General features: G+C 38.3%; 8 protein-coding genes and 1 pseudogene. 3 read left to right on the top strand and 6 right to left on the bottom strand.

Going from position 1 to position 13,222, the window contains the following annotated elements; genetic code table 11:
* The first annotated feature begins 201 nt into the window (after positions 1-201).
* The gene (locus tag GWI68_RS14250) at positions 202-744 is read left to right on the top strand and encodes a YfaZ family outer membrane protein (RefSeq protein ID WP_166540716.1); all 543 of its coding nucleotides are present in this window, start codon (positions 202-204) and stop codon (positions 742-744) included.
* 84 nt (positions 745-828) lie between these two features.
* Here GWI68_RS14250 and tyrP read toward each other — a convergent pair whose 3' ends face one another.
* The 6 genes from tyrP to ubiG form a co-directional block, all read right to left on the bottom strand.
* The gene (tyrP, locus tag GWI68_RS14245; RefSeq protein WP_243733424.1) at positions 829-1,980 is read right to left on the bottom strand and encodes a tyrosine transporter TyrP; all 1,152 of its coding nucleotides are present in this window, start codon (positions 1,978-1,980) and stop codon (positions 829-831) included.
* Between the two features lie 242 nt (positions 1,981-2,222).
* On the bottom strand, positions 2,223-2,456 hold the full coding sequence (locus tag GWI68_RS14240; protein ID WP_166540714.1) for a YgdI/YgdR family lipoprotein: 234 nt from the start codon (positions 2,454-2,456) through the stop codon (positions 2,223-2,225).
* Between the two features lie 90 nt (positions 2,457-2,546).
* Positions 2,547-2,825 (bottom strand): class I ribonucleotide reductase maintenance protein YfaE, encoded by a 279-nt coding sequence (yfaE, locus tag GWI68_RS14235; RefSeq protein ID WP_109407229.1) that lies wholly within the window; start codon positions 2,823-2,825, stop codon positions 2,547-2,549.
* A gap of 25 nt (positions 2,826-2,850) precedes the next feature.
* Entirely contained in the window at positions 2,851-3,981 is a 1,131-nt protein-coding gene (gene nrdB / locus GWI68_RS14230; RefSeq protein WP_109407228.1) for a class Ia ribonucleoside-diphosphate reductase subunit beta, read from the bottom strand.
* Positions 3,982-3,992: 11 nt separating this feature from the next.
* Positions 3,993-6,284: a class 1a ribonucleoside-diphosphate reductase subunit alpha gene (gene nrdA, locus GWI68_RS14225; RefSeq protein WP_166540713.1), complete on the bottom strand. Its 2,292-nt coding sequence runs from the start codon at positions 6,282-6,284 to the stop codon at positions 3,993-3,995.
* Between the two features lie 348 nt (positions 6,285-6,632).
* Entirely contained in the window at positions 6,633-7,370 is a 738-nt protein-coding gene (gene ubiG / locus GWI68_RS14220; RefSeq protein ID WP_109407225.1) for a bifunctional 2-polyprenyl-6-hydroxyphenol methylase/3-demethylubiquinol 3-O-methyltransferase UbiG, read from the bottom strand.
* A 172-nt stretch (positions 7,371-7,542) separates the two neighbouring features.
* On the opposite strand from ubiG, the gene gyrA reads away from it, so the two are divergent.
* Positions 7,543-10,170: a DNA topoisomerase (ATP-hydrolyzing) subunit A gene (gyrA, locus tag GWI68_RS14215; protein WP_166540712.1), complete on the top strand. Its 2,628-nt coding sequence runs from the start codon at positions 7,543-7,545 to the stop codon at positions 10,168-10,170.
* Between the two features lie 261 nt (positions 10,171-10,431).
* Positions 10,432-13,197: pseudogene (gene rcsC / locus GWI68_RS14210) on the top strand (two-component system sensor histidine kinase RcsC).
* Positions 13,198-13,222 lie beyond the last annotated feature (25 nt).

Genomic DNA, 13,222 nt, shown 5'->3' with positions numbered 1-13,222 from the left:
TTATGGTTAATATTGACTGCAAATCCACTTTAACAATATTAAACTCATTAATAAAACCGATTAGACCAATAATATTGATAGACGTAACTTATTTACATAGATTGAAAATTCTACAGATTAGCTTTCAATTTTGACTCAAGTTGTTTAATAAATTTGTTGTATAATTATAAGTTAGGACAATTATTTGCTGGAGTAATAACAATGAAAAAATATTTATTGGTCGGCGCTATAAGTACATTATTTATGGCGGCAAATGCCAATGCAGTATCAATGAATATTCAAGCGGGTGAGCATTATACGGACGTTCGAGCAGGACTAGGTAATCCTAATGCGGGCCTTTCTTTTAATGGTAACTGGGCTCGTAGTGATCATGATGGTCAGTTAGGTAGCTTAGGTGCGAAGTTTGCTCTGCCTTTAGGGCCTTTTTCAGCAAGTGTTGGTGGTAAAGCGCTCTATTTATCACCAAAAAATGGTGATGATGGCGCTGCTTTAGCGGGTGGTGTTGGGCTTAATTGGGATATTTTACCTTCTTTAAGTGTTTATGGTGAGGCTTATGGCTCTCCTGAAGGATTAACGTCTGGTAGCAAATCTTATTATGAAGCCGATGTGGGCGCGCAATTAACGGTATTTAAACCATTGCATGTCAATGCAGGTTATCGTGTGATTGAAATCGAAAACTCACATAATAGAAGTAATAATAAATTAGCTGATGGGTTCTATGTTGGTGCAGGTTTAAGTTTCTAAGCAAAAACTTGCAGTAACGTTAAATAAAAAGCAGGTGTTGAACAATCAACACCTGCTTTTTTGTTGTCTGTATAAAAAATGTGATTAACCGACTTGAGGTAATAAACCAAAAGTGATGGCGACTTGAATACTGATCACAACTAAGCCACAAGTAAAGACAATGGCTAATGCACCTTTTCCACCTTTGACTTTGTATTTATCCGCGCTGTGTTGCTCTTGTCTTACTTTCCAAACTAATAAGGCAGGTAGTAGCAATGCCAAAATAGATAATGCAATAGCTGCATAAGCTAATGCTTGTACAAAGTTAGGAAAATAAAGAGCACAAAGTAAAGGCGGAACGAAGGTTAATAAGCTTGATTGCATACGACCTGTAGCACGATTACTGCGTTTAAATAGGTCAGCAAGATAATCAAATAAGCCTAGTGCAACACCAAGGAATGAGGTAGCTAACGCCAATGCAGCAAATAGGTTTACTGCAATATTGACGCGAGGCGTTGCAACGACATCGCGGATAGCGGTAAGTAGGCCATTTAAACCTGATTGTTGCGCCATAATTCCCATAAAAGTATTTGTAGGAATGGCTCCTAATGTGGCAATTTGCCATAAAATATAGGCAACAAGAGGGATTGCACTACCAATAATAAAGATAATACGTAACTTTTTAATATCGCCATTCATATAACTTACAATACTTGGCACGCTACCGTGGAAACCAAATGAAGTAAAAATAACGGGAATAGCAGAAAGAATAAGCCCGTGAGCGACTGGCATTGACGTTAAATTGACACTTTCAACGTGGGGTAGCATCACAACCAGCATAAAGATTAAGAAGAAAACTTTTGCTGTAAATAGCAGCCGATTAATCATATCAACTGATGTGGTACCAATACCTACTACAGCACCACCAATCACTGTAAAGATTATAATACCTTGAGTGACAGAGAGTTCATGACCAATCCAAGAGGATAGGGTAGATGAAAGCAATTCGCCAGCGCCGCTAATGTAAGCTGTCGTCAATGCATACATCAATAAGAGTAGAGCAAGTCCAGTGATCACTTGACCACCAACACCAAGATAACGCTTAGCGATTGAACCAAGACCAGTATGAGGATCGTTGTATTGATAAACTTCCACTAGCAAGAGCGCGGTATAACTCATTAATAACCACAGTCCTACGAGTAATAGCATAATAGTACCAAAGCCAATACCCACCGCAGCCAGTGGCATTGCCAACATGCCTGCCCCAATTGTTGTTCCTGCAACAATAAAAACACTACCTATAGTGCGATTTTTCACTAAGTCCTCTGCTCGCTAGCTATTTTATTTATATAAAATGCAGAGTATAAGAATGGTAAATACCTGTCAAATTTTAATTACGTATACTGTAATTATTTCTTTACGGAAAATAAAAAATGAATAAAAAAACGCCAATTAATAAGTATCAATTGGCGCTTAATAGAGGTGATTAATTAAGAATATTAATCGTCAAGCTCTACCATTCGTCTTATCTGCTCACGATTAATTTGTTTCAATTGCCCAGTTTCTGCATCTTTATAGGTAATTAATCCAGTTTTTTCATCTTCTTGGGGCTTATCTGTTGTTAAAATCGTTTCCCCATTTACTGTTTCTATTTTTTGTGGAGTTGAACAACCCGCAACTAATAAAAGTGATGCAGAGATAGCAACAACTGAGAAAATAGAATTTAATTTCATAATGTTTTTCCTTTTTTCATCAATGTAATTTAATTCTAGTCAATGATGGACAACAATGTTAGAAAAAAAGGAAAATTAAGATAATTCAAATCATTCAGAGCAAATTTCTATTTCAATGTCACTAATAGGATGACAGCTACAAGGTAAGATTTCATCGGGTTGGATAAATGCTAAAGGTTCATTGCGATAGCAAACCTTGCCTTTCACTAAACGTAGACGACAAGAGCCACAATAACCCTCACGGCATTGGTATTCGACTTGAACTTTCCCATGCTCTAAAGCATCAAGCAATGAAGGGTGGGCGTCAGTATGAAATTCTAGTGGTGTTGAAAGACCCTGCTGATGCAGGGTCACTTTATGAGATGCCATAACGTATCAGTGTTATTTCTCGGTATTACAGTTCAAAATTACTCAAGTCATCAGTATCAACTTGTGAATCAATTTGGCCCACAAGATAAGAACTGACTTCAACTTCTTGAGGTGCTACTTGAACGTTGTCAGACACTAACCATGCATTGATCCATGGAATAGGATTTGAGCGCGCTTTAAATGGTAATTTAAGACCTACTGCTTGCATACGAATATTGGTAATATATTCAACATATTGGCAGAGAATTTCTTTATTTAAACCAATCATCGAGCCTTCTGAGAACAGGTATTCTGCCCACTCTTTTTCTTGCTCTGCGGCTTCAACAAACAAGTCATAACATTCTTGTTCACATTCTGCGGCTATTTCTGCCATTTCAGGATCGTCTTGACCTGAACGCAGTAGATTCAGCATGTGTTGCGTACCCGTTAAGTGCAATGCTTCATCACGTGCAATCAATTTAATGATTTTAGCGTTACCTTCCATTAACTCTCGTTCAGCAAAGGCAAATGAACACGCAAAGCTTACATAGAAACGAATCGCTTCTAACGCATTTACACTCATGATACACAAATAAAGTTGTTTCTTTAATTTGCGTAAAGTCACATTAACGGTTTTACCTTGAACATGATGATCACCTTCACCATACATGTGATAAAGGTTAGTTAATCTGATCAACTCATCGTAGTAAGAAGAAATATCACGCGCACGTTTTAAAATTTCTTCATTTTCAACGATATCATCAAACACAACTGACGGATCGTTAACAATATTACGGATAATATGAGTATAAGAGCGCGAGTGAATGGTTTCAGAGAATGACCATGTTTCAACCCATGTTTCTAACTCAGGGATCGAGATTAAAGGTAAGAATGCCACGTTAGGGCTTCTGCCTTGAATCGAATCCAACAGAGTTTGATATTTTAAATTACTAATAAAAATGTGTTTTTCATGATCAGGCAGTGCATTGTAGTCAATACGATCACGAGAAACGTCCACTTCTTCTGGACGCCAGAAGAAGGAGAGTTGTTTTTCAATTAGCTTTTCAAAAATAGGGTATTTTTGCTGATCATAACGCGCTACGTTAACAGGCTGCCCAAAAAACATGGGCTCCTGAAGTTGATCATTTTTAACTTGTGAAAAAGTAGTATAGGACATAGCTTCCTCAATTAAATTTTACACGCGCCGCCTTCACAATCTGAATCTTCAGTCTCAACGACTTCTTCCAGATCACCCTGTACATCATCTGCACCATCACGGGTGTTGTGATAATAAAGTGTTTTCACACCATATTTGTAAGCGAGCAGCAAATCTTTCAGCAGCTGGTTCATTGGAACCTTACCGCTAGGGAAACGAGTAGGATCGTAGTTAGTGTTCGCTGAAATCGCTTGGTCAACGAATTTTTGCATAATGCCCACTAACTGCAAATAACCTTCAATACTTGGCATTTGCCACAGTAATTCATAAGCGCCTTTCAAACGCTCATACTCAGGAACCACTTGACGTAAAATACCGTCTTTAGAGGCTTTAATACTGATATAACCACGAGGTGGCTCGATACCATTGGTTGCATTCGAAATCTGAGAAGAGGTTTCTGATGGCATCAGTGCAGACAATGTTGAGTTACGTAAGCCGTGCTCTTTAATGTCTTTGCGTAAGCCTTCCCAGTCGTAATGCAGAGGTTCTTTTGTCAGAACATCTAATGATTTTTTATAGGTATCAATAGGTAAAATACCTTCAGCATAAGTGGTTTCATTAAACCATGGGCATGCGCCTTGTTCTTTTGCTAATTCATTAGATGCTTTTAATAAATAGTATTGAATTGCTTCAAATGCACGATGAGTTAAGTTATTTGCACTACCGTCAGAGTAGCGAACACCGTGTTTAGCTAAGTAATAAGCAAAGTTAATAACACCAATACCTAAGGTACGACGGCCCATTGCGCCTTGTTTAGCGGCTAAGATTGGATAATCTTGGTAATCTAATAGCGCATCCAGTGAGCGAACAGCTAAACGAGCTAGCTCTTCTAAATCATCAAGATTTTCAATTGCACCTAAGTTAAAGGCTGACAAGGTACAGAGTGCAATTTCACCATTAGGATCTTTAATATCGTTTAATGGTTTAGTAGGTAGTGCAATTTCTAAACACAGGTTTGATTGGCGGATAGGTGCAATAGCCGGATCAAATGGGCTGTGTGTATTACAGTGGTCAACATTTTGAATGTAAATACGGCCCGTAGATGCACGCTCTTGCATCATTAATGAGAATAACTCAACTGCTTTAACTTGTTTTTGGCGGATGCTCTTATCTTTCTCATATTGTACATATAAGCGTTCAAATTCATCTTGATCGGCAAAGAAAGCATCATATAAACCAGGAACATCAGAAGGGCTAAATAAGGTAATATCCTGGCCTTTGATTAAACGTTCATACATTAATTTGTTTAATTGCACACCGTAATCTAAATGACGAACACGGTTATCATCAACACCACGATTGTTTTTCAGTACCAGCAGGCTTTCAACTTCTAAATGCCACAATGGGTAGAACAGTGTGGCAGCGCCACCACGAACACCACCTTGCGAGCAAGATTTTACCGCAGTTTGGAAGTGTTTGTAGAAAGGAATACAACCTGTATGAAACGCTTCGCCATTACGAATAGCACTGCCTAATGCACGAATACGACCTGCATTGATACCAATACCCGCACGTTGAGAAACGTATTTTACAATAGCGCTTGATGTTGCATTGATAGAATCAAGGCTATCGTCACACTCAATTAATACACAAGAGCTAAATTGACGAGTTGGTGTTCTGACGCCAGCCATAATTGGCGTTGGTAATGAGATTTTGAAAGTAGAAATCGCATTATAAAAGCGTTCGATATAGTCCATACGTGTTGCTTGTGGATAACGAGAGAACAAGCAAGCTGCAACTAAAACATATAAAAATTGTGCACTTTCGTAAATTTCGCCAGTAATACGGTTTTGAACGAAATATTTACCCTCTAGCTGTTTAACCGCAGCATAAGAGAAGTTCATATCACGTTGATGAACAACAAAGTTATTCATCTGCTCAAATTCTTCTTGGGTGTAATCTTCAAGAAGATGACGGTCGTATTTGCCTAGATCAACTAATTTTTTAACGTGCTCATAGAGCGTTGGTGGCTCAAATTGGCCATAGGCTTTTTTACGTAAGTTAAATACGGCAAGACGGGCAGCAAGATATTGATAATCAGGAGTTTCACCTGAAATTAAGTCTGCAGCAGCTTTTACCAGTGTTTCATGGATATCAGCAGTTTTGATACCATCATAAAACTGAATCTGAGAACGTAATTCAACTTGAGATACAGAGACATTTTCTAGGCCTTCAGCGGCCCAGGCGATTACACGGTGAATTTTGTCTAAGTCAATGCGTTCTTTATGACCATCACGTTTTGTGACGAGCAGGCTGTGATTCATGAGCGATGCACCTTTCTTGCATTAGTGCTACCTGAAATTTTATACCGCAAAAAAACGCTCCCGATGACAAAGAGTGTCAAGGAGTCTTGTGGTGTGAAATTCAAGGAAACACAATATATAGGGGTTGGTTCAAATGGTGATAACAAGATAAAGGTAATTGAGAGATTGATCAAGTGTACAAATCTGATTGTTTCTGTGGATAAATAGGGGATAAATTTTTTAATAACTGCCCGTACCCTGCGTAAATACAGGCAGTAAGAAACTCAAATTCAGGTGACAATGATGTAAAGTCAATTTTAAAAAATGTGATCGTTTGATGTTTTATTAAACCAAATCAAACTTTCAGTTTCACGAATTCGAGTTATGTGTCGATTGTGTGTGCACCATATAATTCACATCGACGTTTGGCGCTAATCGGAATTTGTCAGTGATTGGGTTATAATGTAAGCCAATCATATTTTTGCTACGTAAGTCGGTTTCATCAACCCAACTGAGCAGTTCTGATGGACGAATAAATTTATTAGCATCATGTGTGCCCTTAGGTACCATATTTAGAATATACTCCGCACCTACCACCAGCATTAGCCATGCCTTTTTATTACGGTTGATAGTTGAAAAGAAAACATGCCCACCTGGTTTTACTAATTTTGCACAGGCTCTTACAACAGAAGAAGGGTCTGGAACGTGTTCTAACATCTCCATACAGGTGACAACATCGTAAGCTTGCGGGTTTTCATTTGCATGGTTTTCAACGGTATCTTGAATATAAGTCACAGGAATACCTGACTCTAGTGAGTGCAAGCGTGCAACTTGTAATGGCTCTGTGCCCATATCAAGGCCAGTAACTTCGGCACCGACACACGCCATACTTTCAGATAAAATACCGCCACCACAGCCAACATCGAGGACTTTTTTTCCAAATAAGCCGTCAGCGCGTTCTTGGATATAGTTAAGTCTTAGTGGGTTTATACGGTGCAATGGCTTAAATTCACCTTCAAGATCCCACCAGCGTGATGCGACGCTTTCAAACTTGTCGATTTCATGCTGATCCACGTTAGCATGTAAAGAGGTTGTTTTATCATTCATCAGAAAGTATTACTCCTATTTTCATATTGCCATGATTCTACCAACGTTAGACGGTGAAATCGAAGAGAATAGCGAAAGGATCATTAATTTAGTTGTTTCCTTTTTCCAAAAATTGGCGATTTGTGGTATAGTTCTAAACCTTTGAATCCGTAGTATGAGGGACAGTGGCTCCATGAGCGACATTGCCAGAGAAATCACACCAGTTAATATCGAAGAAGAGCTGAAAAGCTCATATTTGGATTATGCGATGTCTGTTATTGTAGGACGCGCATTACCCGATGTTCGAGACGGACTGAAGCCAGTACACCGCCGAGTTCTTTTCGCGATGAATGTACTAGGAAACGATTGGAATAAACCTTATAAAAAATCAGCCCGTGTTGTTGGGGATGTTATCGGTAAATATCACCCGCACGGTGACAGTGCTGTCTATGAAACGATTGTTCGTTTAGCACAGCCTTTTTCTATGCGCTACATGTTGGTTGACGGGCAGGGTAACTTCGGGTCAGTTGATGGTGACTCGGCGGCTGCAATGCGTTATACCGAAGTTCGTATGGCGAAAATCGCCCATGAACTGCTGGCGGATTTGGAAAAAGAAACGGTTGATTTTGTTCCTAACTATGACGGAACAGAACATATTCCGGCAGTTATGCCAACCCGTGTTCCAAACTTGCTAGTCAATGGTTCATCAGGGATTGCGGTGGGGATGGCAACAAACATTCCTCCACATAACCTAGGCGAAGTTATCGACGGCTGTCTTGCTTATGTTGATAACGAAGACATCACTATTGAAGAGTTGATGGAACATATCACGGGGCCTGATTTCCCGACTGCTGCTATTATTAATGGCCGCAGAGGAATTTTAGATGCTTACCGTACTGGTCGCGGGAAAATTTATATCCGTGCTCAGGCTGATATTGAAACTGATGAGAAAACCAGTCGCGAAACAATTATCGTGACAGAAATTCCTTATCAGGTGAATAAAGCGCGTTTAATTGAAAAAATAGCAGAGCTTGTTAAAGATAAACGCATTGAAGGTATCAGCGGATTACGCGATGAGTCTGATAAAGACGGCATGCGTATTGTTGTTGAAATCAAACGTGATGCTGTGGGTGAAGTGGTATTAAATCACTTATTCTCACAAACACAAATGCAGGTTTCTTTTGGTATTAATATGGTTGCGCTTCACCAAGGCCAGCCAAAACTATTAAATCTAAAAGAAATTATCTCTGCCTTTATTCGTCACCGTCGTGAAGTTGTTACTCGTCGTACAATTTACGAATTACGCAAAGCGCGTGACCGTGCTCATATCTTAGAAGCGCTGGCTGTTGCATTGGCGAACATTGATCCTGTTATTGAAATGATCCGCCAAGCACCAAACCCAGCAGAAGCAAAAACCGCATTAATTGCACAACCTTGGGATTTAGGTAGTGTTTCTACCATGTTAGAGCGTGCTGGTGACAGCAATGTTGCTCGTCCTGAATGGTTAGAGCCACAATATGGTGTGCATGACGGTAAATACTATCTTACAGAACAACAAGCTCAAGCTATTTTGGATCTGCGTTTGCAGAAACTAACTGGTCTTGAACATGAAAAACTGTTAGATGAATACCGTGACTTATTGCTGCAAATTGCTGAATTACTGCATATCTTAAGAAGCCCTGAGCGTTTGATGGAAGTCATTCGAGAAGAGCTAAATGCGATTAAAGATCAATATAACGATCCACGCCGTACTGAGATCACTGAGAATACAGCAGATATTAATATCGAAGACCTGATTAATGAAGAAAATGTAGTTGTTACACTTTCTCATCAGGGTTACGTTAAATATCAGCCACTTACCGATTACGAAGCACAACGACGTGGCGGTAAAGGTAAGTCTGCAGCAAGAATTAAAGAAGAAGACTTTATTGATCGCCTGCTGGTGGCTAACACCCATGACACCATTTTATGCTTCTCAAGCCGTGGTCGTCTCTATTGGATGAAAGTTTACCAGTTACCAGAAGCAAGTCGTGGTGCTCGTGGCCGTCCGATTATCAACTTATTACCTCTTGAGCAAAATGAACGTATTACGGCTATTTTGCCAGTGAGAGAGTATGAAGAAGGTAAGTTTGTCTTTATGGCAACGGCAAGCGGTACAGTGAAGAAAACACCTCTGCAAGATTTCAGCCGCCCTCGTAGCGCAGGTATTATCGCAGTCAACTTAAATGAAGGCGATGAGCTAATTGGTGTTGACTTAACCGATAGCACGAACGAAGTTATGCTGTTCTCTGCTGATGGTAAAGTGGTTCGTTTTGCAGAAGATTGTGTTCGTCCAATGGGTCGTACTGCGACAGGTGTTCGTGGTATGAAACTGAGTAATGATGATAAAGTCGTTTCTCTGATCATTCCTCGTGGTGACGGTGATATTTTAACCGTTACTGAAAATGGTTATGGTAAACGAACTGCACAAAGCGAGTACCCAACGAAGAATCGTGCTACACAAGGCGTTATCTCTATTAAAGTGAGTGAGCGTAACGGTAAAGTAGTAGGTGCAATTCAAGTTGAAGAAACTGACCAAATTATGATGATCACCAATGCAGGTACATTAGTTCGTACTCGTGTTTCAGAGGTCAGCATTGTTGGACGTAATACACAAGGTGTTACCTTAATTCGTACAACAGAAGATGAGTTGGTTGTTGGCTTGCAACGTGTTGAAGATGAAGATGACGCATTAGATGATGATGAAGTTAATGAGGTTATTAACGAGACATCACCTGAAGAGTCGGGATCAGATTTAACCGATGATGCAGATGAAGAATAATATTTATCATTATTGTGATGTATAAATAAAAGAAAGCAGGCATAATTGCCTGCTTTTTTTATGTGGTTGGATCAGAGTATCATCAGAAATAATTATCCTGATGATAAAGATCATATTATTCAGACATACAGTAATTTCTGCTAGAATAGAATAAGTTTCTTATGCGGTAGGAATATTGATTAGGGTGGTTGTTTGAGATATCTCTCGTCCTTTAAAACATCGTTAAAAATTTCCCGCTACCTTTTTCGCGTATTAGGTATCATGTTGTGGGCGATGGGGGCATTATTAACGATGTTTTACCTCATCAACATCTTTAATGATACTAAGTCAGATATTCGGCAAGAGTATAGTAATAACTACACTAATCTCCTCGGTTTTTTTCGACAAACTTCTGGCACTATCCGTGATTTACAATACCTCGCAGAACGTCATCAAGAGCAAATTAATTTAAATCCAGGTATAAAAAATTCATTATTTTATGAAGGACCATTTTCACTTCATAAACTCAATGAAACGGCGGACTGTGAATTATTTAAAGGACAAACCAATAACTATTTTCGTTCGTTTAACAGTATCTTATATTATTGGAAAGATAATACCCCTGCATTACAAGGGATAAACCAGGTTTTCATGGTAGGTTCGCACAGTATGTGCATGATTAACTTCCCTTTGCGCGCATCACCTGTAGATACTGAGATGTTGAAAAAAATGGTTTACGAAAATACACGTAACTACATTAATCAACGGGCGCAAGGCAAAGAAGTTAATCAATATTGGATAGTTCCAGATGCAAAAGGGGATAGTGGCATTTTATATGTTATGTCACCTGTTTATGCTTCTGGTAAATTTATTGGATTAATTGGTATTGAAAGAGCAATTCGCCTTGAATACTTCTCTCCAGCCAAAGACAGAGTAATTTCTATCCATCTTCTAAATAGCCGAAATACCACGGTATTAAGCTACCCTGCAGAAAATAATTATCGTTCTGTTAAGCAAGTCGCTGATGTGAGCGCACCTTATTTTGGTTTTGATGAAGATTTCAGTGAGTTAGTTGCAAAACGAAAACTATTGCCATCCTCTTTTAGTGTGGTGTATTCATTACCACTCAAGCAAATTTTAAATGAATTTAAATTCACGATTTTTAATGCACTGATTTTAAATATTATTTCTGCCATTTTTATTTTTATTTTTGTGTGGATCTTCGAAAGAAAAATATTCTCACCAGCAGAAAATAATGCTTCCCGATTAGAAGAGCATGAACAGTTTAACCATAAAATTGTGGCATCGGCACCTGTCGGAATTAGTATTCTGAGAATACGCGATGGCATGATCATTTTAAGTAATGAATTAGCACATAACTATTTTCGGTTACTCAGTCACAGTGATAAGCAAAATATTTTATCTATTATTGCTGAAAAAAGTAGCAATATGGTTGATGTAGTGACGAATAACCGTAATCACTTACAAATCAGTTTTGTTAATTCACGCTATCAAAATGAAGATGTGGCTATCTGTGTTTTAGTGGACATTAGCGCTCGTGTTAAAATGGAACGTTCGCTACAAAATATGGCAACAGCGGCAGAATAAGCTAACCAAGCAAAATCGATGTTTTTAGCTACGGTGAGTCATGAATTACGTACACCACTTTATGGCATTATTGGTAACTTAGAGTTATTACAATCCTTTGCACAAAACGATGATACAAGTCGATTATTAAAAACGATGGATAATTCCTCATCATTACTGCTAAAAATTATTAGTGATATTCTCGATTTCTCAAAAATTGAATCTAAACAATTAAAGATTGAGATTAAACCGTTTAATTGTCGCCAAGTACTCTCTTTTGTTATTTCTAACTATTTACCCTTGATTGCGAAAAAAGATTTAGCTATCTACTGCTTTATCGAACCAGATGTACCTAAAATTGTAAATAGTGATCCTGTTCGGGTACAACAGGTTATTTCTAATTTATTGAATAATAGCATTAAATTCACTACGACAGGGTGTATTACCTTACATCTTTATAAAGATGAGTATTACCTGTATTTTGATATTCATGATACAGGACGAGGGATTGGTGAGAAGGCATTACATGAGCTTTTTGAACCATTCTTCCAGGTTTCACAAAATACAGAAAGCGCATCTGAAGGTACAGGATTAGGTTTAGCTATTTGTGAAAAACTAATTAACTTAATGGATGGCGATATCAGTGTTGTTTCACAAGAAAATATTGGTAGCCGATTTACAGTTCGAATACCACTTTATGGTGTGTTAGAAGAGAATGAACTTGCTACCGAAAAGGATATTTATAAAGAGAGTACCGTTCGTTGTTTTATTGATATCAAAAACCTTTATTTAGAAGGGTTTATTGGGCGATATCTCAATTACTTTGGGTTGAATTGTGAATTATTAACAGAAGAAACAACACTCTCTTCAACTGATTTTATTATCACGGACTATGATTATCCGAGAGAGCATCATTGCCAATTTATTAGGCTTAATGAACATTACCTCGAACCATCCAAAAAAATAGCAGAAAACATATGGGTATGTAGTACTTATAAACTAAATGAATTAACAAAAATAATACTACAATTACCGCAAAACAAAATTGAAGCAAATTGTGTTGATATGGTTGAGTTGAATACCGATTGTGGTTTACAAGCGTTGACCATCTTGATTGTTGATGATCATCCAATAAATCGCTTATTGCTGACCGATCAACTGAAAAAAATTGGTTTTAACACAGCAACTGCAGAAGATGGGTGTGATGCATTAGCCTATTTAGCGAAAAATCATATCGATATCATTCTAACTGATGTCAATATGCCAAATATGAATGGTTATCAGCTTGCAACTCACATACGAGAAATGGGGAGTGATATGCCAGTAATTGGTGTAACAGCGAATGCAATAGCAGAAGAAAAGCAACGCTGTATTGATGCCGGAATGAATGATTGTGTGTCTAAACCGGTATCACTTTCCATCTTAAGAGAAGTTTTGGTAGGACATATACCTAAAAAGTAGTTTATGCAGCCACCATAAAAATAAA

The organism is Proteus sp. G2669 (assembly GCF_009915245.1).
In the GTDB taxonomy this organism is placed as follows: Bacteria; Pseudomonadota; Gammaproteobacteria; order Enterobacterales; family Enterobacteriaceae; genus Proteus.
Note: the sequence above shows the minus strand (reverse complement) of the source record. Positions and strands in the feature narration are given on the sequence as shown.

Excerpts from the sequence above, each read along its gene's own strand:
- GWI68_RS14250 (WP_166540716.1), top strand. The coding sequence starts at position 202 with ATGAAAAAATATTTATTGGTCGGCGCTATAAGTACATTATTTATGGCG.
- tyrP (WP_243733424.1), bottom strand. The coding sequence starts at position 1,980 with ATGTTGGCAATGCCACTGGCTGCGGTGGGTATTGGCTTTGGTACTATT.
- GWI68_RS14240 (WP_166540714.1), bottom strand. The coding sequence starts at position 2,456 with ATGAAATTAAATTCTATTTTCTCAGTTGTTGCTATCTCTGCATCACTT.
- yfaE (WP_109407229.1), bottom strand. The coding sequence starts at position 2,825 with ATGGCATCTCATAAAGTGACCCTGCATCAGCAGGGTCTTTCAACACCA.
- nrdB (WP_109407228.1), bottom strand. The coding sequence starts at position 3,981 with ATGTCCTATACTACTTTTTCACAAGTTAAAAATGATCAACTTCAGGAG.
- nrdA (WP_166540713.1), bottom strand. The coding sequence starts at position 6,284 with ATGAATCACAGCCTGCTCGTCACAAAACGTGATGGTCATAAAGAACGC.
- ubiG (WP_109407225.1), bottom strand. The coding sequence starts at position 7,370 with ATGAATGATAAAACAACCTCTTTACATGCTAACGTGGATCAGCATGAA.
- gyrA (WP_166540712.1), top strand. The coding sequence starts at position 7,543 with ATGAGCGACATTGCCAGAGAAATCACACCAGTTAATATCGAAGAAGAG.